Source organism: Micromonospora palomenae (genome assembly GCF_007829925.1).
GTDB classification, from domain to species: domain Bacteria; phylum Actinomycetota; class Actinomycetes; order Mycobacteriales; family Micromonosporaceae; genus Micromonospora; species Micromonospora purpureochromogenes.
In genome coordinates this window covers 1,286,313-1,306,802 of record NZ_VIXA01000001.1, presented here as the reverse complement: position 1 = coordinate 1,306,802, position 20,490 = coordinate 1,286,313, and the positions used below count along the sequence as shown (strand labels likewise).

Here is a 20,490-nt window from a genome sequence, read left to right as displayed (position 1 = left end):
CGGCCGCCCCGAGCGGCCGGTCAGCGCTCCCCGCGCACCCGCCGGACGGTGTCGCGGTACCACTGCGCGCTGCGCTTCGGCGTACGCCGCTGGGTGTCGTAGTCCACCCGGACTATGCCGAACCGCTTGTCGTAGCCGTACGCCCACTCGAAGTTGTCCAGCAGCGACCAGGCGAAGTAGCCACGCACGTCCGCGCCGGCCTGCCGGGCCCGGGCCACCGCCCGCAGGTGCTCGGTCAGGTACGCCACCCGGTCGTCATCGGCCACGAACCCGTCGGCGTCCGGCTTGTCGTCGAAGGCCGCCCCGTTCTCGGTGATCACCATGGGCACGCCCGGATAGTCCCGGTGCAGCCGGACCAGCAGCTCGGTGAAGGAGTCCGGCACGATCTCCCAGTCCATCGCGGTACGCGGCAGCTCCCGGCGGACGACCCGGCGCACCGGCCGGCCGTCGTCCTCCCGCTCCCGGCCCTGCTCGTCCACTCCCGAGTGCGCCTGCCCGAAGTAGTAGTTCACCCCGAGCACGTCGATCGGGGACGAGATGACCGCCAGGTCGCCGTCCTCGACCGGGATGCGCACCCCCTCGGCGGCCAGGTCTGCCACCACGTCCTCCGGATAGCGGCCGTGGAAGAGCGGGTCCAGGTAGATCCGGTGGCCCAGGCCGTCCGCCGCCCGAGCGGCGTCCCGGTCGGCGGGGCTGTCGGTGGCCGGGTCGGCGGTGGCCATGTTGAGGGTGATGCCCAGCTCGATCGGGCTGCCCGCCGCCGCGCGCAGCCGCTGCGTCGCCAGCCCGTGCCCGAGCAGCAGGTGGTGCGCGGCCGCGATCCCGGCGCCGAGGTCTCGCCGGCCCGGGGCGTGCAGGCCGTACGCGTACCCGAGCATCGCCGAGCACCACGGCTCGTTCAGCGTGGTCCAGGTCTTCACCCGGTCGCCGAGGGCGGCGAAGACCAGCTCCGCGTAGTCGGCGAAGCGGTGGGCGGTGTCCCGGTTCGGCCAGCCGCCCGCGTCCTCCAGCTCCTGCGGCAGGTCCCAGTGGTAGAGCGTCACCCACGGGTCGATCCCGCGGCCGAGCAGCTCGTCCACCAGGCGGTCGTAGAAGGCCAGCCCGGCCGGGTTCGCCGGCCCGCGCCCGCCCGGCTGCACCCGCGGCCAGGCCACCGAGAACCGGTAGGTGTCCAGGCCCAGGTCCGCGATGAGCGCGACGTCCTGCGGCATCCGGTGGTAGTGGTCGCAGGCCACGTCGCCGTGGTCACCGTTGGCCACCGCGCCCGGCACCCGGCAGAAGGTGTCCCAGATCGACGGCGTCCGGCCGTCCTCGGCCACCGCGCCCTCGATCTGGTACGACGAGGTCGCCACCCCCCACCGGAAGGCCGGCGGGAGGGTGTCGATCGGGTCGGCCTGCCCGTGCGACGACTCCAGCTCAGCGCGTCTGACGCCGCGCGGCGACCTGGAGCCGTCGGTGGTCGGGCTGGTGAGGTGGGTGTCCATGGTTCTCCTCGCGGTAGCGGGTCGTTCTGTCGGGCGGAGAGCGGGGGTCAGCGGGGTACCGGCGCGGCGACCGGGTGCAGCCAGCAGGCGACGTCCCGGCCCGGGTGGTCGTCGACGGGCGGGCCCAGCGCCGGCACCTTCTTGTCGCACGGGTCGAAGGCTTTCGGACAGCGCGGGTGGAACGCGCAGCCCTCCGGCATGGCCCGCAGGTCCGGCGGCGAGCCGGGGATGCCGGTCAGCTCGCGGCGCGGGCCGCGCAGCGCCGGGAAGGAGTGCAGCAACCCCTCCGTGTACGGGTGCAGGGCCCGCCGGTAGAGCTGCGCGGCGGGCGCCTCCTCGACGATCCGGCCGCCGTACATGATGGCGATCCGGTCGGAGAACTCGACCAGCAGCGACAGGTCGTGGGTGATGAAGAGCACCGCGAAGCCCAGCCGCTCCCGCAGCTCGGCGAGCTGGCCGAGGATCTGCCGCTGCATCACCACGTCCAGCGCGGTGGTCGGCTCGTCCATGATGACCACCTGCGGCTCCAGCGCCAGCGCCATGGCGATCATCACGCGTTGCCGCATGCCGCCGGAGAGTTGGTGCGGGTAGCTGTCCAGCCGGTCGGCGGCGATGCCGACCAGGCGGAGCAGGTCCCGCGCCCGGGCCAGCCGGCCCGCCGCGGTGCTCGTCGGGTCGTGCGCCTTGATGACGTCGAGCAGCTGGGTGGAGACCTTGTGCACCGGGTTGAGCGAGTTCATCGCGCCCTGGAACACGATCGAGGTCTCCGCCCAGCGGAACTTCCGCAGCTGCGCCGGAGTGAGGGTCAGCACGTCCACCGGCGGGCCGTCGACCGGGTGGTAGACCACCTGGCCGCCGCTGACCACCCCGGGCGGCGGCAGCAGCCGGGTCAGCCCGTACGCCAGGGTGGACTTGCCGCTGCCGCTCTCGCCGGCCAGCCCCAGCACCTCGCCCCGGTGCAGGGTCAGGTCGACGTCGCGGACGGCGTGCACCGCCGCGTCGCCGAGCCCGTAGTCGACCCGCAGTCCGCGGATCTCCAGCACCGGATCGCTCATCGCACAACGTCCTCTCGGGTGGTGGCAGCCCGTGGCGTCGGGACGGACGGGGTAGGGGCCAGCACGGGGGTGAAGCCGACCCGCATCCGCAAGGTGCGGCCGTCGGCGGTGCGGATCCGGGTCTTGCCGGCGCTGCGCAGCCGGGGGCTGACGAACTCGTCGATCCCGAAGTTGATCAGGGCGAGGGCGGTGCCGAGCAGCGCGATGGCCAGCCCGGCCGGGACGAACCACCACCAGGCGCCCTGCGCGAGGGCCTGCTGGCCCTGGGCCCAGAACAGGATGGTGCCCCAGTTCCAGGACGAGATCGACGAGATGCCGATGAAGGCCAGGGTGATCTCCGACATGACCGCGAAGATGACCGTGCCGACGAAGCCGGACGCGATGATGGCGGTGAGGTTGGGCAGGATCTCGAACAGGATGATCCGCCAGGTCCGCTCGCCGGTGGCCCGGGCCGCCTCGACGTAGTCACGGCGCCGCAGCGACAAAGTCTGGGCGCGTAGCACCCGGGCGCCCCAGGCCCACGAGGTGAAACCGATGATGAGCGCCACCAGCGTGTCGCTGGCCTGCTCGACGATCGACGTCACGATGATGATCAGCGGCAGCGCGGGGATGACCAGGAACACGTTGGACAGCGCCGACAGGCCCTCGTCGGCCGCCCCACCGATGTAGCCGGCCGTCACGCCGATGAGGATGGACAGGATCGTGGCCAGCACGCCGGCGACCAGGCCCACCACCATGACGCTGCGTGCGCCGACCAGGATCTGGCTGAAGATGTCCTGCCCGAGATGCGTGGTGCCGAACCAGTGCGTGGCCGACGGCGCCTGGAGCACGTCGCTGCTGCGCGCGTCCGGGTCGTACGGCGCCACCCACGGCCCGATCACCGCGAAGAGGCAGTAGACGCCCAGGATTACCAGCCCGGTGGCGGCCTTGGCGTTGGCGATGAACCGGAACCGGCGCCGCTTCGCCCGGCCCGGCGCGGCCGACGGCTGGGCCATCGCCCCCTGACCGGGGATGACCTGCTCGATGCTCGACGGTGAGATGGTCATCGCTCAGCTCTTTCGGGTCCGCGGGTCGAGAAGCAGGTACGCGACGTCGGCAAGCAGGTTCGCCACCAGCACGGATATCGTGATGATCAGGAAGATGCCCTGCATCAGCGGGTAGTCCTTCGCGCCGACGGCCTGGAACAGCTGGTAGCCGAGCCCGGGGTAGGAGAAGACGATCTCCACCAGCAGCGTGCCGCCGACGATGAACCCGAGCGACAGGGCGAAGCCCGAGACGTTGGGCAGCAGCGCGTTGCGGGCCGCGTAGCTGAGGGCGACCCGGCGCTCGGACAGCCCCTTCGCGTGGGCGACCGTGATGTAGTCCTCCGAGGAGACGGTGACCATCATGTTGCGCATGCTGAGGATCCACCCGCTCATCGAAGAGACCAGGATGGTGGCGGCGGGCAGGATGCTGTGCTGGATCGCGCTCGGGATGAAGTACTGGTCAAACGCCGGCACGAGGCCCGGCTCGTAGCCGCCGGAGGACGGGAAGAAGCTCCCCGGGCCGGCGAAGACGGCGATGGCGACGAGGCCCAACCAGAAGTACGGAATCGAGGACAGGAACGTGGTGGCCGGCAGCAGCCCGTCGACCCAGGAGCCGCGCCGCCAGCCGGCGCCGACGCCGAGCGCGGTGCCGAGGAGGAAGCTGATGATCGTGGTGATGCCGACCAGGCCGACCGTCCACGGCAGGCTGTCGCCGATCACCGTCGACACCGGCGCCGGGAAGAAGGTGAACGACAGCCCCAGGTCGCCGTGGAGGAGCTGTCCCCAGTAGTGCAGGTACTGCTCCCAGACGTTCTCGTTCGCGTCCAGCCCGAACAGCACGCGCAGCGACTCGATGGCGTCGGCGCTGATCCGGCCCTGGTTGCGCGAGATGAGGGACTGCACCGGGTCGCCCGGGACCAACCGCGGGATGAAGAAGTTGAGCGTGATGGCCGCCCATGCGGTGAACAGGTAGAAGGCCGTGCGCTGCAGGAGGAATCTCATCGGGTCTCCTCCAGGGTGGCGGTGTCGCCCCGCTCGAGCGCCGCCGGGGGCGGTGGCACGGCCGGGTCGGCGTCCGGCGCGGCGGAGCCGGGAGTGTCGGCGGCGACGGTGGCCGGGTCGTAGAGCCAGCAGGCCGCCCAGTGGCCGGGCCGGTCGCCGATGGTCAGCCGTGGCGGCAGGTCCGCCGTGCAGCGCCGCATGGCGTGCGGGCACCGGGGGTGGAACCGGCAGCCGGCGGGCGGGCTGATCAGGCTCGGCGGCTCGCCCTGACCACGGTCCTCCCCGGCCGCCGCGTCGACGCCGGCGCCGTCGCCGGTGATCCGCTCGGGGTCCGGCGCCGAATCGGTGAGCAGCCGGGTGTACGGGTGGGCCGGGTTCTGGGTGACGGTCTCGCTGTCGCCTCCCTCGACCATCCGGCCGGCGTACATCACGATCGTCTCGTCGGCGAAGTAGCGGGCCGAGGCGATGTCGTGCGTGATGTAGAGGATGGCGATGTTGAGCCGCTGCTTGAGGTCCTGCAGCAGGTTGAGCACGCCGAGGCGGATCGAGACGTCGAGCATGGAGACCGGCTCGTCGGCGAGGAGCACCTCCGGGTCGGCGCCGAGCGCCCGGGCGATGGCGACCCGCTGCCGCTGGCCGCCGGAGAGCTCGTGCGGGAAGGCGTCCAGGTAGCGCTCGGGCGGGGTGAGGCTGACCCGGGTGAGCAGCTTGCCGAGGGCCGCCTCCAGGTCCTCGGCGCTGCGCCCGGCGTTGCCGTGGATCCGCAGCGATCGGGTGAGGTGGTAGCGGACGGTGTGCACCGGGTTCAACGACGCGAACGGGTCCTGCAGGATCAGCTGGACCCGCCGCACGTACGACCGGAACGGACGACCGCCGCGCACCCTGGTCGACGTGCCGTGCAGGCGGAGGTCGCCGGCGGTGCGGGGGTAGAGCTGGGCCAGTAGCCGGGCCACTGTGGACTTGCCGGAGCCGGACTCCCCGACCAGCGCGGTCACCCGGCCGCGACGCAGCGCGAACGATACGTCGTCGACGGCGTGCACGACTGCCGGCGTCCGGGAGAAGAGGTCACGCAGCCGCCTGCGGACGGGGAAGTGCTTGGTCAGGCCGACGGCCTCCAGCACCACCTCGTCGGCCGGCGCCGCCGCGCTCTCGCTCAACGTCATGCCGAGTTCCTGTCTGGGATCGCGATGTCACGAACATCTGGTGCCGCCTCCCCGGCTGGCCGGGGCCGACCGGGGAGGCGGTGCCGGGGGTCAGCTACCGGCGGGCTTCAGGTGCAGGACCACGTCCAGCGCGTTGGGCTGCGTGGGCTGCATGGCGCCGTACGGGTCCGAGTCGTCGGGCCAGCCGGTCCAGTTCTTCGTGCTGTACGCGCCGCCGATGTTGTCCGCGCCGACCGGGATCATCGGCATCTGGTCGACGAAGACCTTCTGCAGCGTGCTCATCGCGGCGGTGCGGGCCGCCTCGTCGGTGGCGTTCGCGTAGGCGACCAGGGCGTCGGTCGCCTGCTTGTTGTTGAAGCGGCCGAAATTGCCCGCCGGGGAGGCGGTGCCGATCGGCTTGAGCTGCCGGCCGTCCATGATCGTCCGGTAGATGTCGTACGGCGTGGCGCCGCCCTCGGTCCACCGGAAGGTCGCCTCGAAGTTGCCCTGCTCGACGTTGCGGAACCAGGCGTCCTGGTTGGCCTTGTCGACCGTCGCGGCGATGCCGATCTTCGACAGGTTGTCCTTCACGATCTCGAGGCTGGTCTGGTAGTCGGACCACCCGGCCGGGTCGGTCAGCTTGATCGTGACGGCCTTGCCGGTCTTGTCCTTGAGGGTGTTGCCGTCGAGCTTGTAGCCGGCGCCGGTGAGCAGCGCCTTGGCGCCCTCGACGTCGACCTTGTGCTCCTGGCCCTTGAACTCCGAGGCGATGAACGCGTCACCAGCCGGGCTGGGCAGGCCGGTCACGCTCTTGACCAGCGGGTGGAAGTACCCGGCCTCGGCCGTGGTGAAGATGTCCTGGCGGTCGATGACCATGTTCATGGCCCGGCGCAGCGTCGGGTCGTCGAACGGCTTCTTCGTGGTGTTGAGGTAGAGGCCGTGGATGCCCAGGATCGCGGGCGCCCACATCTTGTGGTGCTCCTGGTCCTTGGCCACGAAGACGGTCTGGTAGTTGGGGATGAAGACGAAGCTCCACTCCGACTCGCCGTTGGCCAGCGCGGTGGTCTGCGCGCTGTTGTCGGTGTACGAGGTGTAGCGCAGCTCCTTGACCTTCGGCAGGTCCTGCCAGTAGCCACTGTCGCGCACCGCCAGGGTCATGCTGGCCGGGGTGAACGACTTCAGGGTGTACGGGCCGCTGCCGACCGGCTGCTTGACGGTGTCGGTCGTCGGGTCGCTGATCTTCTCCCAGATGTGCTTGGGCACGATCGGCACCCGCCACAGCACCTTCTGCTGGTTCACGAACTGCGGGCTGGCCATCTTGATGGTGACCTCGTTGCCGCTGGCGGTCGCGTCCGTGTAGGGCACGCCCTGGTCGTTGAGCGCCGGGTACTTCTTGACCAGGTTGTAGGTGAAGGCGACGTCCTCGGCGGTGACCTTCTGCCCGTCCGACCAGGTGGCGTTGTCTCGGATAGTGACCTTGACCGAGGTGTAGTCCGACGACCACTCGGCCTTGGTCGCCAGCCACGGCTTGAACGGGTCGGCCGGCTTCACCGGGTTCCACATCATCAGCGGCTCGAAGATCTGCCAGCGGTAGCCCAGCGAGGCTGCGGCGGACGTGGTGAGGAACGGGTTGTTGTTCTCGGCCTGCGGGCCGTTCGGCATGCCGACGTTCAGCACCGTGGCCGCCTGGCCGTTCTTCTTGTTCGCGTTCGGGCTGTCGCCGCACGCGGCGACGCCGGTGGCCATCGCGCCGGCCAGCGCGACGGCGAGGAACTGCCTTCTTCTCATGGAGGTCTCCCTCGGTGCTCCCGCAATCCTCGAGCGGGATGTGGTGGATGGAGGGTGTGCGGTGTTGCCACCGGTGGGCGCGGTGCTCCCGCCGGTGTGGGTGGTGGATACGGCGGTGGAGAGGTCAGGTGGCGCCGGTCGAGGCGCGGACGGTGAAGCTGGTGGGAATGACGGTCGGGGTGTCGGGCAGCGGCGTGCCGGCGAGGTGGGCGATGAGGGTGCGGGCGGCGGCCGCGCCCATCTCCCGCAACGGCTGGCGGACCGAGCTCAGCGGGGGGTGGGTGTGCCCGGCCAGGGGCAGGTCGTCGAAGCCGACCACCGCTACGTCGTCCGGGACCCGCCGGCCGGCGTCGCGCAGCGCCTGGAGCGCCCCGGCGGCGGAGAGGTCGTTGTGCGCGAAGACGGCGTCGAACGGCACGCCGTCGGCGAGCAGGCGTTCCACCGCGACCCGCCCGCACTCGAAGGTGAAGTCACCCTCCACGACGAGGGCGGGGTCGATGGGCAGGCCGGCGTCGGCGTAGCCATCCGCGAAGCCGGCCAGCCGCTCCCGGGTGCAGCCGAAGCGGCTCAGGCCGGTGACCACCAGCGGCCGGTTCCGCCCGTGCGCCAGCAGGTGCGCCGCCGCGGCTCGCGCGCCGGACTCGTTGGTGGTGCGCACCGACGGGAAGCCGGGCTGGTGGCCGCGGTCGTCGATGAGGATGACCGGCAGTCCGCGCTCGTGCAGCTCGGTGATGTAGTCGAGGGTGCCCTCCGGCTCGACCACGAGCAGGCCGTCGAAGGACTTCGCGGAGACCTGGGAGGCGAACCGCCGCATCGACTCGTCGCCGTGGGTGCAGGTGAACAGCAGCATGCCATACCCCTCGGCCTCGACCACGTCGGCCGCGCCCTGGAGCACCTCGCCCATCCAGGGCCAGGTCAGGGCGGGCACCAGCATGCCGACCACCCGGGTACGCCCGCGGGCCAGGCCGACCGCGCGGGCGCTCGGCACGTACCCGAGGGCGTTGATGACCGCGCGGACCCGGTCGGCGGTGCGGACGTGCACCTCGCCCTTGCCGTTGAGCACGCGCGACACCGTCGTCTTGCTCACCCCCGCGCGGGTGGCGACGTCGGCGATGGTGATCTGCACGTGACGCTCCCGGGTCGAAGGGTGAGGCGTTGTTCCGGAACCGGTTGCGGAAGCGGTTCCGTCGCAGTCAACCGAAGTGGCGCCGGTCACGTCAATAACGGGCGGATAACGAAACATAGCTAAGTTCGAAACCTGAAAAAAGTGCCTCTGTGCAGCGCGGTCGATCCGGGTTGTGGCCAGCGTCGATGCGAGGAAACCGGGTCGTCCGGGGCGTGCCGGCGCCTACCGTGATCCGATGACCGAACCGGCCGGCCTGGACCGGCTCGCCGCCTTCGCCGCTGCCTGACGTCCGCCAGGCGGGTCAGGTGGGCCGGGCGCGGGCGTAGACGTCGCCCGAGTTGGCCTCGTGGGGCAGCGCCCGTCCCGCTCCTGGCTCTGACCCTGCTCACCGCGGGTGCGGCGACCGCCGCGCCGGCCAGCGGACCACCCCAAACCGTGATCGTCGAGTTCGAGGCAACCCCGACGATCGCCGCCGCGCCCGGGCGCCGCACCGTTGACGCGCAGTCGGCCGACCGGGTACGCCAAGCCCGCGAGGCGGTCGGCAGCGCCGAGCGCGGCGTGACCGAAGCGGCCAAGCGCGCGCCGTTGACCGATCTGAGCGGGTACGCGAAGAAGTCCACTGCGAACGGTGACACAAGTTCGGGCCTCCGGCTGCGTTTGCGCATCGCTGCCCCGGGACCGACGCGCCAGCCAACATCCAGCCAGCGATTACCCCCTCAACTGTGAAGAGCCGGTAATGGTTCGTATCGCCCCGGTGACACGTACCCCAGCCTGCGGTACCCGATTACGAGGTTGGCCCCGATGCCTCGGGACGCACCGGTGATCACGGCGACCCGATTCACGAACGACGAAGCGGCACATCCCCCGCGATGTCCGAGATGTTCAAAGCATTCAGTAGCGGCGAGCCGAACCGGCACGATTGACGGATGAAGGCCCGGACCACCCTCGGCCGAGGTCATGCCAGAACGAGGAGCCCCATGACCAGCAATCCGATGGACGAGGTGCTCGGCCGGTGGAAGGCAGCATTTGACGACCATGATGTCGAGGCCATGGCCGACCTGTTCCACCCGGATGCCCTCTTCCTCGGCTTCGGCCCCGAGGTGCTCGTCGGCCGGCAGATGGTACGTGCCTACTACGACGCCGTACCCGACGATCGCAGCGCGGACGTGACCGTGTTGCACACCTACTCGATCGGCCAGGGGGCGGCTGGTGGTTTCGCCCACGTCGTTCTCCGCGATCCCACCGGCTGGGAAGCCCGGTGTACCTGTCCCTGGCCCTTCAGCTCAGCGCGGGTTCCTGGCGGATCCGTCAATACCACGTGTGCAGGATCGGCCCACAGCGCCGAAAACCGGAGGCGGGGCTTCAACGCCGGCGGCGTGCGTTCAGGCAACCGCCTCGATGATGCGCAGGTCGCGTTCGGCTCCGTCGTCGAGCACCCGGAGCGCCTGCTGGTAGGCGGGGCTGTTGTAGGCCGCGACCGCGGCGTCGACACTGTCGAACTCGATCAGCGTGGTGCGCTCCATGATTCCGGACTCGAACGCTCGAGCCGGAAGTCCCCGCGCCAGGAACCTGCCACCCGCGGCGCGCATCGCCGGCCCGGCCAGCTCAACGTAGGCGACCAGCTTCTTCTCGTCTCTGATCGACCGAAAGGTGTTGATCCAGTATGCCTTCGCCATCTTCTCTGTCTCCTGCTCGAGTACGGGGCAAGTAGAACCTGGGCCTTACTTGGCATGTAACACCAGGTGGGATCTGCTGCCTTCCCGGTTGCAGGTAACCGAACCGTAGGTTCGGTTGTGGGGACTGCGATTCGCCCTGCCGATCATGTCGCGGGCACCGGTGCTTCGGGCATGGGGCGAGGCGGCGCGTCACCCCGGCGCCGGAGCACCGCCGTCAACTGGGAAGTCGCGTGTTCCAGCCACAGCGACGCAAGCACCTGGTGACCGCGATGACTCGGGTGTACGCCGTCGGGCGCGACGCCGGCTGCGTCGCCGAGGGCGTTGAGGGCCGTGTCCGCCGGCACGAGCGCGGCGTCGTACTCCCGCGCGAGGCTCCGTACGATCGCGATCTTCGGTTCGAGATCGTTGCGCCAGGCGATCTGCTCCGCCCGAACCGGGAGCAGGAACGGCTCGATGAGCACGAGTCCGACCTGGTCGGCCGCGAGTGGCTCGAGCAGCGCGCGACAGTTCGTCTCGAAGTCCGCCGCCGGGGTGGGGTCGTCGCTGTCGTAGCGTCGCCAGGTGTCGTTGACGCCGACGAGAATGCTCACGAGCGTCGGCCGCGCCGCCAGCACATCTCGGTCCCACCTTTCGCGGAGATCGCGGCTCCGATCGCCGCTGATGCCGCGGTTGACCCAGTGCGCCTCGCTGCCCAGCGTCTCGGCGATCCGGCGCACGTATCCGTCGCCGAGCCCGGCCGGGTCTTCACGCCGCCCGCAGTCGGTGACGCTGTCGCCGGCGAAGAGGATGGTCGGCTTGTTCATGGAATCCTTTCGATGTCGATGAGCATCGCCTGCTGTGGGTTGAGCGTCGGCATGGGAACGCCGGCGCCCGCGAGCACGGCGCCGGAGAGTTCGATCGGGTGTTCGGCGGCGCGGGCCACCCACTCGGGGTCTCGCCCCTGGTGCCGGCTCGCCGCGCCGAGTTCCTCCCGGATGGCGACCCGGTAGCGGGCGGTGCGGTCGAGTCCGGGGAAGCGGACCCGGCCGGATTGACCGGCCGCGGAGCTCTGGAACCGCACCCAGGTGAACACGGCCCTCGAGCCGTCGCGGGCGACGGTGCCGTAGAGCGCGGTCGCGTCGTCAGCGAGGTCGGCGTTGACCACCCGTCCCGTGTGCAGGAGCGGCCGGATCTCCCGGTACAGCCGCGACCACGCGGCGATGGCCGCGAGTTCGCTGTCGCTGGCGGCGGTGAGGTCCTGCTCGATACCCGGGTGCGCCGTGAGCGACGCGACGAGCCGGAACGACAGGTCGGTCGTGCGGGAGGTGGTGTGGGCCCGGGCCGATCCGAGGTGCGAGCCGATCAGTTCCGGCGGCACGAGTGCCCGCGTCCACCGCTCGATCTGCACGCGTTCCACCGGGTCGTTGCAGTCCGAGGCCCACACCCGGTCGGTGCGGTCGAGGATGCCGAGATCGACCCGCCCGCCGCCGCCGGAACACGTCTCGATCTCCAGGCCCGGATGCCGTTCGCGCAGTTCGTCGAGGAGCCGGTAGAGCGCGAGCGTCTGCCGGCGGACGCCGGGCCGGTCGCCGCTCGCCTCGCGGCTGACCGCCTCGATCAGGTCGCGGTTGTGGTCCCACTTGAGGTAGTCGATCGAGTGCTCACGGACGAGAGCGTCGATGCGGGTGAGAAGGTATCCGTACGCCTCGGGGCGGGCGATGTCGAGCACGTACTGCTGCCTGGAGCTCGGCCCGAGACCGGCGCTCGGCCCGAGGATCCAGTCCGGATGCCGTTCAGCGAGCTCCGAGTCCAGGTTGACCATCTCGGGCTCGAACCAGAGCCCGAACTGCATGCCGTGGGAACGCACGACCTCGACGAACGGGCCGAGGCCGTCCGGCCACACGTCGCGGTCGACGAACCAGTCGCCGAGGCCGGCGTCGGCCTGGCGGCGGCGGTGGAACCAGCCGTCGTCGAGCACGATCCGCTCGACACCCACCTCGGCGGCTCGTTTCACGAGCTGGGTGAGCCGGTCGAGATCGTGGTCGAAGTAGACGGCCTCCCAGGTGTTCAGCACCAGCGGCCGGGGCGTCGAGGGGTGGTTCGGCCGGCTGCGCAGTCGGCGGTGCAGGCGATCCGCGAGGCCGTCGGTGCCGGCATCGGACCAGATGAACAGCACCGTCGGCGCCTCGTAGCGGTCGCCGTCGGCGAGCAGGACCTCACCCGAGCGCAGGCACTCACCCGCGCCGATGACGGCGGAGAACGCACCGGCTCCCTCGGGAAGGCGTTCGGCGAGGTAGCGCTGCTCGCCGCTCCACGCCAGGTGCATCGCCCAGACCTCGCCGTGGCCGAAACCGAACGACGGCGTGCCGGCGACGAGGAGATAGGGCGAGTCGTGTCCGGGCTTGCCGCGACGGGTGGCGCGGGCGTGCGTGCCGAACCCGAACGGCGTGCGCTGCGGGGCGCGCTCACGGCACCACTTCCCGGTGAAGTCGAGCAGCTCGGTGGCCCGTTCGGGCACGGGCATGAGGGCGAGGAGGCCGTCGAGCGTGTACGGGGCGCTGCCGGTCGACGGGTGGAGAGCGGCGTCGCGTTCGATGCTCATCCGCACGGCGAGCACGCCGAAGCGGTCCAGTTCGTAGACGAGCGAGGACCGGATGGCCGTCACCCGGTCGACGAATCCGAACTCGATCCTGCCGCCGACTCCGTCGTCGGGGACATCGATGTGATGCGATTCGAGCAGGGGCCGCGGGGTCGTCGCGTACCCCGCCGCGTTCCCCGACTGCGCGGCCGTGCCCGACCAGCCGTCGTACTCGCTCGGCCACACGGACAGGACCCGGGGTTCGTCGGGAGAGTTGTTGAGGATCGCGGGTTCCGCGGTGAGCCGAAGATCGTCCCCGTGGGCCTCCGTCGGGTCTCCGAGATCCGCCCCCCAGTGCAGGACTCGGGGGGTGGGATGACGCACCTCGACGATGAGGGCGGTGCCTCCGGCACGGAGGGCGAGTACGGCTTCGGCGCCGGAAAGCATGGGTCACGGCCTCCGTGGACGGTTACAAGTGAGTTACTTGACGCCGTAAATTAATCATGTTTAGTCTGGCGCGGCAAGCGCAGGACGAGATCGGGCACCTCGCCGCCGAGTCGGCACGACAGGTCGAACATGCGGGAGCAGGAAGACCAATGGCGCTCTTGGAATCAACGGCTCGCGACACGCGGCCACCGCAACAGGCGGCGCGGCGCCGTAGGGCGTTCCGCCGCCCGATCAACGCGAACTCCCCGGCCCACCGGGGCGACGCACGGCTCGCGTGGGTGCTCATCGCGCCCTCGTTCATCGGATTCGCCGTCTTCGCGGTCTACCCGACGCTCCGCGGCCTCTACCTGAGCTTCACCGACTTCCAGGTCCTCACCCCGCCCACCTGGGTCGGCCTGAACAACTACGTGAAGCTTGCGGACGACGAGGTCTTCTGGTCCTCGCTCGGCGTGACCGTCTACTTCGTCCTGCTCTCGGTGACCCTCAGCATGGCCGTGTCGGTCGTCACCGCGGCGGTGCTGCACCGCCTCACGTCCTCGACCGTCGTCCGCGGCCTCATCATTTTGCCCTTCCTCATCTCCGCGGTCGTCGCCGCGACCGTGTGGTCGTGGCTGCTCGACACCCAGCTCGGGATCGTCAACATCCTCATCGAGGCGCTCGGCGGCGACGGCGTACAGTTCCTGACCTCCCGCGGATGGGCGATCCCGTCGATCGCGCTCATCAACGTGTGGAAGCAGATGGGCTACACCTCGATCATCATCTTCGCCGGCCTGCAGACCATTCCGGCCACGGTCTACGAGGCCGGACGTATCGACGGGGCGAGCGAGCTGCAGATGTTCCGCCGACTCACGCTCCCCCTGCTGCGCCCGATCCTCGCCCTCGTGCTCGTGCTCAACGTCATCGGTGCGTTCCAGGTCTTCGACATCGTCCAGGTCACGACGAAGGGCGGCCCGGCCAACGCCTCGAACGTCCTGCAGATGTACATCTACAGCAAGGCGTTCGGCCAGTTCGACTTCGGCTACGCCTCCGCGATGTCCTTCGCCCTCTTCGCGATCCTCATCGTCATCACCTTCCTGCAGATGCGCCTGCTGCGCGCGAGCGAATCGGACACCAGCGAATGAGCACCTCCGCCACCCGTCGACGCCGCCTCACCACCGGTCGCGCCCTCGCCTGGGCGTACCTCATCGCCATCCTCTTCGTGACGATCTTCCCGTTCTACTGGATCCTGCGCACCGCGCTCTCCGACAACTACGCGCTCATGGCCAACCCGGCCTCGATCCTGCCCGTCGGCTTCACCTGGGGACCCTTCAAGCGGGTGCTGGGGCTCGCGACGACCGAGGAGTCCATCGCCGAGGGCGGCTCGGGCGCATCGGTCGAGATCGGCCACTTCCTCGTCAACTCCCTCATCTACGCCACGGTCTCGACGGCGCTCATCGTGTTCTTCTCCACGATCGCCGCGTACGCCTTCGCGCGCCTGCAATGGCGGGGCCGCGACTTCATGTTCAGCCTCTTCCTCACCGCGCTCATGGTTCCCGGCATCCTCACCCTGCTGCCGAACTTCGTGCTCGTGAAGGAACTCGGCCTGCTCAACACCTTCGCCGGGATGATCCTGCCCGGGGCGCTCTTCTCGGCCTTCAACATCTTCTTCCTCCGGCAGTTCATGCTCGGCCTGCCGACCGAGACCGAGGAGGCGGCCCTGCTCGACGGTGCCGGCCGGATCAGGATCCTCTTCGGCATCACCCTCCCGATGACCAGCGGACCCATGATCACCCTGTCGATCCTCGGGTTCATCGGGATGTGGAACGACTACTTCTGGCCGCTGCTCGTGACGAGCGACGAGTCGGTGCAACCGCTCACCCTCGCGCTGGCCGTGTTCAAGCAGTCGTCGCCGCAGGCCCAACCCGACTGGGCCGGACTGATGGCGGCGACGCTCGTCGCGGCCCTGCCGATGCTCGGGCTGTTCATGGTCTTCGGCAGGCGCATCGTCAACTCCATCGGCTTCTCGGGGATCAAGTGACAGCCGGGACCCTCCGCGTCGCCTGGCGGCAACCCGCACGCGACTGGGTCGAGGCCACGCCGCTGGGCAACGGCCGTCTCGGCGCGATGGTCTTCGGCGGCGCCCGCACCCGCATCCAGGTCAACGACGCGACCATCTGGTCGGGTCACCCCGACGGGCCGGCCCACGTGCTCGCCGACCTCGTCGCGCGCGGAGCCGGACCCGAACGCCTCGCCGAGATCCGCTCGGCGATCGACGCCGGGGACCTCCGACGCGCCGAAGCGCTCCTGATGAGTTTCGAGGGCCCGTACTCCCAGGAGTTCCTGCCCTTCGTCGACCTGGAACTCGAGACGCGCGGCGCGGCCGTCGCGGAAGGCCGGCCCGCCCGCGTCCTCGACCTCGACGAGGCGTACGTGACCGAACCGCTCGTGATCGACGGCGCTGCCGTCACGCGCCGCACCTTCGCCTCCGCGCCCGCCGGCTGCCTCTTCGTCGAGTACCTCGCCGACCGGCCGGTGCTCGACGTCGACCTGCGCCTGTCGACGCGCCTGCGCGAGGCGGGCCGCGACACCACCGCCACCGGCCTCACCCTCGACGTGCTCGCGCCGATCGACGGTGCCCCCCTGCACGAGCCCGCGGTGCAGCCGGCTCATCGCTACCTGTCCCCGCAAGCCGACGGCTTCGACCACTTCGCGACCGCGGCGCTCGCGCTGCGAAGCGACGGAACCCAGGGTTGCGCCGGCGACACCCTGCGGATCCGCGGGGCCAGCCGGCTGCTGATCGCACTGTCGACGTCGAGCAGGGCCGGACTGTGGTGGGCCGACCCCGACGGCGCCGACTGGCGGAGCTCCTCGCCGGAGGAGATCCGGGAGCGCGCCCGCTCGAACGTCACGGCCGCCCTGCGGCAGACGGCGCACGAGCGGTTCGCCGAGCATCTCGCCGACGTGCGCGAGCATGCCTCGGGGGCGCGCTTCGCGATCGGCGGCCGGCGCGCCGGCACCTGGGACGTCGAGCGCGACATCCTGCACGGCGACGACGAAGGCCTCCGGGCGACCGTGCTCGCCGAGTACGGCCGCTACCTGCTCGCCGCGTCGTCGCGCTCGGGCAGCCCCGCCGCGAACCTGCAGGGGATCTGGAACGACGAGCTCAGACCGCCGTGGTCGGCCAACTACACGATCAACATCAACACCCAGATGAACTACTGGGCCGCACCGATCGTCGGACTCGACGATTCGACCGAGCCGCTGACCGCGCTCGTGCGGCGCATCGCGAGCACCGGCTCCGACGTCGCGGCCCGCCTCTACGGTGCCCGTGGCTGGGTCGCCCACCACAACAGCGACCTCTGGGGCTGGAGCCTGCCGGTCGGCATGGGTCACGGCGCCCCGAGCTGGGCGATCTGGATGATGGGCGGCGTCTGGCTCACCCACAACCTCTGGGACCGCTACGAGTTCGCCGGCGACCGCGAGCTGCTGGAGCACACCGTCTGGCCGCTGATGCGCGGGGCGGCGCTGTTCTGCCTCGACTGGCTCGTCGACGACCCCGCGAGCGGCCAGCTGCGCACCATCCCCTCGACCTCGCCCGAGAACCTGTTCCTCGGCTCCGACGGACGGCCCGAAGCGCTCAGCGTCTCGACGACGACGGACCTCGCCCTCATCCGAGCGCTGTTCGCGCGCGCCCGATCGGCCATCGCCGTACTCGGCCTCGAAGACCCGCTCGACCGCGACCTCGCCGCCGCCCTCGAACGTCTCCCGGAGCTCAGGGTCGGCCCCGACGGCCGGCTGTGCGAGTGGTCGACCGATGTTGCGGAGGCGGACCCGCACCACCGGCACCTGTCTCCGCTCGTCGCGCTCTACCCGCTCGATCTCATCGATCCCGTCCGCACGCCTGAACTCGCCGAGGCGGCGCGCCGCTTCCTCGACGCCCGCGGACCCGGGGCGATGGGCTGGTCGTGGGCGTGGAAGATCGCGCTCCGAGCCCGGCTCGGCGACGCTGCCGAAGCCCGAGCGCTACTGCTCGAGGCGAGCACCGCGTTCGACCGCGACCACCGCCGGCTCGCCCCCGTCGACGGATCCGAGTGGGGCGGGCTCCTGCCGAACCTGTTCAGCACGCACCCGCCCTTCCAGATCGACGGCAACTACGGGTTCACGGCGGCGATCGCCGAGCTGCTCGTGCAGAGCCACCACGGCCGCATCCGGCTGCTGCCCGCACTGCCCGCGCAGTGGCCGAGCGGTCGGGTAGCCGGGTTGCGGGCACGCGGCGGGCTCGAGGTCGACCTCGTCTGGGCCGGCGGCGCCGTCGACAGCGCCGTGATCCGCGACGTTCGCGGCGCCCCCCACCGGGTCGTCGTCGAGCACGGCGACCGGCTGCTCGAACTCGACGTCCCGGCACACGGCGAGGTCTCGCTGCGGCCCGCCGAGCATCCCGCGCCCGACCTGACACCGCCGGCGGCAGCAGCGCAGCCGGCGCCGCAGACCCACCACACCCACCCCCACCCAACCGGGCGTCAGTGACGGCGCCCCGCCACCCATAGTGAGGAACTCGTGAAACCGAAGCGGATCGCGGCGGTGCTGGCGCTCGTCGCCTTGACCGTCACACTCACCGCCTGCTCGAAGGGCGAAGACTCCGGCAGCAGCAGCAGCGGCGGCACGGTCAACTGGTGGACCTGGGACGAGCGCCAGGCCGCCTCGTACCAGAAGTGCCTGCCCGGCTTCCAGCAGGCCAACCCCGGCATCACCGTCAAGATCTCCCAGTACGGCGTGGAGGACTACTTCACCAAGCTCACCGCCGGCTTCGTCTCGGGCGCGGCGCCCGACGCGTTCCAGAACAGCGTCCCCCTGCTGGGCGCCTACGCCGGGCAGAAGCAGATCCTGGCCCTCGACGACCAGATCAAGAAGACCGGGTACGACCTGTCGGTCTTCGACATCGGCGTCGACTCGTGGAAGTACACCGACGGCAAGCAGTACGGCATCCCGCTGGACTGGGCGGCCGCCGCGATCTACTTCAACAAGGACAAGGTCGCTGCGGCGGGCCTCACCGACGCCGACATCACGGGCATGACGTGGAACCCCGACGACGGCGGCACCTTCGACGACGTCGTCGCGCGCCTCACCGTCGACAAGAACGGCGTCCGCGGCGACCAACCCGGATTCGACAAGACCAAGGTGGCCACCTACGGCATCGGCAGCCTCGCCGCCGCTGACTTCAACGGGCAGACCTCGTGGAACCCGTTCGTGTCGACCCTCGGCTGGCGGCTCGGTGACAAGCCGGCCTGGCCGACCCGGTTCCCGTACGACAACCCCGACTTCGTCAAGACCCTGGAGTACGTGCGCGGTCTCGGCGAGCGCGGCCTGATGCCCAAGTTCGGGCAGCTGACGGTCGCGGGCAGCCAGCAGATCGGCTCGGGGTCGGTCGCCATGGTGCAGGGCGGCACGTGGGACGCCACCTCGATCACGAAGATCCCGGGCGCCAAGGTGGGCATCGCGCCGACGGTCAAGGGCCCCAAGGGGCGCTCGATGATCAGCAACTCGAACGCCAACAACATCTACGCCGGCACGAAGAACCTCGACGCGACCTGGAAGTGGGTCACGTACATGGGCTCGGAGGCCTGCCAGTCGGCCGCCGGCGCGGACGCGACGTTCCTGCCGTCGATCGCCAAGTCGCTCCAGGTCGCGGTCGACGCCCAGAAGGCGCAGGGGCTCGACCTGTCGGGCTTCGTCGCCGCACTCAACAACGGCGAGCTGTACCCGGCGCCGCCGACGGCCAACGGCCAGGAGCTCTCGGACACGATCCAGCCGATGTTCGAGGCGTACTTCAGCGGCGAACGCGACAAGGATGTGTTCACCGAGATGGCCACGAAGACCGAGAAGATCCTCGCCGAGTAACACCGATGCCGGGGCGGAGTCGACGCATGCCGGCTCCGCCCCGTTCGCTGACTACGATGGTGCCCGGACGACGCGCTACCACGCCCTGACCGGCGTCCGACCAAGAGGAATCCCGCAATGAACGACGCAGACGCCGCGGTCTCGCTGCTCCGAGGGGCGTCCGCGGCGGCGGCCGAGGTCTTCAGGAGCATCCTCACACGGGGCCCGATCAGCCGCATCGACATCGCCCGGCTCACCGGACTCTCGCAGGCGGCGGTCACCAAGGCGGTCGCACCACTCATCGAGGTCGGCCTCGTCTCCAACCAGCTCGACTCGCAGCGCGACGGGCAGCCGGGGCGGCCGGCGAACCCCCTCATGGTCGTCGCCGACTCACTGGTCTTCATCGGCATCAAGGTCAATGCCGACGAGATCGTCGGCGTCGCGACCGATCTGCCGACGAGCATCCTCGCCAGCGACCGGCGGCCACTGCACTCCACGGAGCTCGACGCCGTCGTCGAGGCCATCGAGGCGACCACGACCACACTCGTGGACACGCTCGGCGGGCGAGCCGAACGCATCTGCGCCGTCGGGGTCACCGTCTCCGGCGACGTCGACGCGCACAGCGGCGTCGTCCGCGAATCCGCGATCATGGGCTGGACCGAGGTGCCCCTCGCGAAGATCCTGACCGGCCGCCTCGACCGCGACGTCCTGGTCGAGAACGACGTCCGGGCCCTCACGATCGGCGAGCACTGGTTCGGCGTGGGCGTCGGCACCGCCTCGTTCGCGATCGTCACGATCGGTCGTGGCATCGGCAGCGGACTGCACGTCAACGGCGAGGTCGTCGAAGGCGCCTACGGCGTCGCGGGCGAGATCGGACACCTCCCGCTGACCTCACCTGACCGGATCTGCCCCTGCGGCCGCCGCGGCTGCGTCGAGGCTGTCGCCGGCACCCCCGCCATCGTCGCCGAGGTCGCGCGCGGACACGGCAGGGAACTGTCGATCGACGAGGTCCTCGACCTGGCGCACCGCGGTGACCCCGTCGCCGTACGGACGTTCGAGCAGGCGGCGACCGTGATCGGCACCGCGATCGCGACACTGGTCAACCTCGCCGGGCCCGAACTCGTCATCATCGGTGGCGAGGCGGTGAGCGACTTCGACCTCTTCGAGGCGCACCTGCGGGCCGCCTTCGCCGAGCACGCCTTCGGCGCGGCGGGCCGCTGCCGGATCGTCACGCGCCCGCACACCTTCGAGGACTGGGCGCGCGGCGCCGCGGCCTCGGCCATCGAGCGGCTGGTGGAGAACCGGATCTGAAACGCGGCCGGGTCCCGATCG

16 protein-coding genes and 1 pseudogene are annotated in these 20,490 nt (G+C 70.5%); 7 read left to right on the top strand and 10 right to left on the bottom strand.

What is annotated here, in order from left to right; genetic code table 11:
* Positions 1-20: 20 nt before the first annotated feature.
* The 7 genes from FHX75_RS05930 to FHX75_RS05900 form a co-directional block, all read right to left on the bottom strand.
* The gene (locus FHX75_RS05930; RefSeq protein ID WP_246157707.1) at positions 21-1,484 is read right to left on the bottom strand and encodes a GH1 family beta-glucosidase; all 1,464 of its coding nucleotides are present in this window, start codon (positions 1,482-1,484) and stop codon (positions 21-23) included.
* 47 nt (positions 1,485-1,531) lie between these two features.
* Positions 1,532-2,539 (bottom strand): ABC transporter ATP-binding protein, encoded by a 1,008-nt coding sequence (locus tag FHX75_RS05925; RefSeq protein WP_154937024.1) that lies wholly within the window; start codon positions 2,537-2,539, stop codon positions 1,532-1,534.
* Positions 2,536-3,585, bottom strand: coding sequence for an ABC transporter permease (locus FHX75_RS05920; protein WP_211364342.1), 1,050 nt, complete (start codon positions 3,583-3,585; stop codon positions 2,536-2,538). Before FHX75_RS05920 ends, FHX75_RS05925 begins: the two co-directional genes overlap by 4 nt.
* A 3-nt stretch (positions 3,586-3,588) precedes the next feature.
* Positions 3,589-4,566: an ABC transporter permease gene (locus tag FHX75_RS05915; RefSeq protein WP_154937023.1), complete on the bottom strand. Its 978-nt coding sequence runs from the start codon at positions 4,564-4,566 to the stop codon at positions 3,589-3,591.
* Positions 4,563-5,729, bottom strand: a complete 1,167-nt coding sequence (locus FHX75_RS32165; protein ID WP_154937022.1) for an ABC transporter ATP-binding protein — start codon at positions 5,727-5,729, stop codon at positions 4,563-4,565. Before FHX75_RS32165 ends, FHX75_RS05915 begins: the two co-directional genes overlap by 4 nt.
* A gap of 90 nt (positions 5,730-5,819) precedes the next feature.
* Complete coding sequence (locus FHX75_RS05905) at positions 5,820-7,496, bottom strand: ABC transporter substrate-binding protein (protein ID WP_154937021.1); 1,677 nt, start codon at positions 7,494-7,496, stop codon at positions 5,820-5,822.
* Between the two features lie 124 nt (positions 7,497-7,620).
* Positions 7,621-8,622 carry a LacI family DNA-binding transcriptional regulator gene (locus FHX75_RS05900; protein ID WP_154937020.1) on the bottom strand — a complete coding sequence of 334 codons (1,002 nt, stop codon included), beginning with the start codon at positions 8,620-8,622 and terminating at the stop codon, positions 7,621-7,623.
* 435 nt (positions 8,623-9,057) lie between these two features.
* Here FHX75_RS05900 and FHX75_RS05895 point away from each other — a divergent pair, with 435 nt between their 5' ends.
* A complete protein-coding gene (locus FHX75_RS05895; protein ID WP_154937019.1) occupies positions 9,058-9,348 on the top strand; it encodes a hypothetical protein in 291 nt (96 codons plus the stop codon).
* Positions 9,349-9,548: 200 nt separating this feature from the next.
* Positions 9,549-9,824: pseudogene (locus FHX75_RS32160) on the top strand (YybH family protein); the annotation flags it as partial.
* 180 nt (positions 9,825-10,004) lie between these two features.
* Here the strand turns inward: FHX75_RS32160 and FHX75_RS05880 are convergent.
* The 3 genes from FHX75_RS05880 to FHX75_RS05870 all read right to left on the bottom strand — a co-directional run bounded on the left by FHX75_RS05880 (position 10,005) and on the right by FHX75_RS05870 (position 13,239).
* Positions 10,005-10,298, bottom strand: coding sequence for a DUF1330 domain-containing protein (locus FHX75_RS05880; protein WP_154937018.1), 294 nt, complete (start codon positions 10,296-10,298; stop codon positions 10,005-10,007).
* A 143-nt stretch (positions 10,299-10,441) separates the two neighbouring features.
* A complete protein-coding gene (locus FHX75_RS05875) occupies positions 10,442-11,101 on the bottom strand; it encodes an SGNH/GDSL hydrolase family protein (protein WP_154937017.1) in 660 nt (219 codons plus the stop codon).
* Positions 11,098-13,239: an alpha-galactosidase gene (locus FHX75_RS05870; protein ID WP_246157704.1), complete on the bottom strand. Its 2,142-nt coding sequence runs from the start codon at positions 13,237-13,239 to the stop codon at positions 11,098-11,100. Before FHX75_RS05870 ends, FHX75_RS05875 begins: the two co-directional genes overlap by 4 nt.
* A 341-nt stretch (positions 13,240-13,580) precedes the next feature.
* On the opposite strand from FHX75_RS05870, the gene FHX75_RS05865 reads away from it, so the two are divergent.
* The 5 genes from FHX75_RS05865 (at position 13,581) to FHX75_RS05845 (ending at position 20,469) form a co-directional block, all read left to right on the top strand.
* Positions 13,581-14,423 (top strand): carbohydrate ABC transporter permease, encoded by an 843-nt coding sequence (locus FHX75_RS05865; protein ID WP_246157702.1) that lies wholly within the window; start codon positions 13,581-13,583, stop codon positions 14,421-14,423.
* Positions 14,420-15,319, top strand: a complete 900-nt coding sequence (locus tag FHX75_RS05860; protein ID WP_154937014.1) for a carbohydrate ABC transporter permease — start codon at positions 14,420-14,422, stop codon at positions 15,317-15,319. Before FHX75_RS05865 ends, FHX75_RS05860 begins: the two co-directional genes overlap by 4 nt.
* Positions 15,316-17,808: a glycosyl hydrolase family 95 catalytic domain-containing protein gene (locus FHX75_RS05855; RefSeq protein ID WP_154938857.1), complete on the top strand. Its 2,493-nt coding sequence runs from the start codon at positions 15,316-15,318 to the stop codon at positions 17,806-17,808. Before FHX75_RS05860 ends, FHX75_RS05855 begins: the two co-directional genes overlap by 4 nt.
* 30 nt (positions 17,809-17,838) lie before the next feature.
* Positions 17,839-19,179 (top strand): ABC transporter substrate-binding protein, encoded by a 1,341-nt coding sequence (locus FHX75_RS05850; RefSeq protein ID WP_211364341.1) that lies wholly within the window; start codon positions 17,839-17,841, stop codon positions 19,177-19,179.
* Between the two features lie 117 nt (positions 19,180-19,296).
* On the top strand, positions 19,297-20,469 hold the full coding sequence (locus FHX75_RS05845) for an ROK family transcriptional regulator (protein WP_154937013.1): 1,173 nt from the start codon (positions 19,297-19,299) through the stop codon (positions 20,467-20,469).
* Positions 20,470-20,490 lie beyond the last annotated feature (21 nt).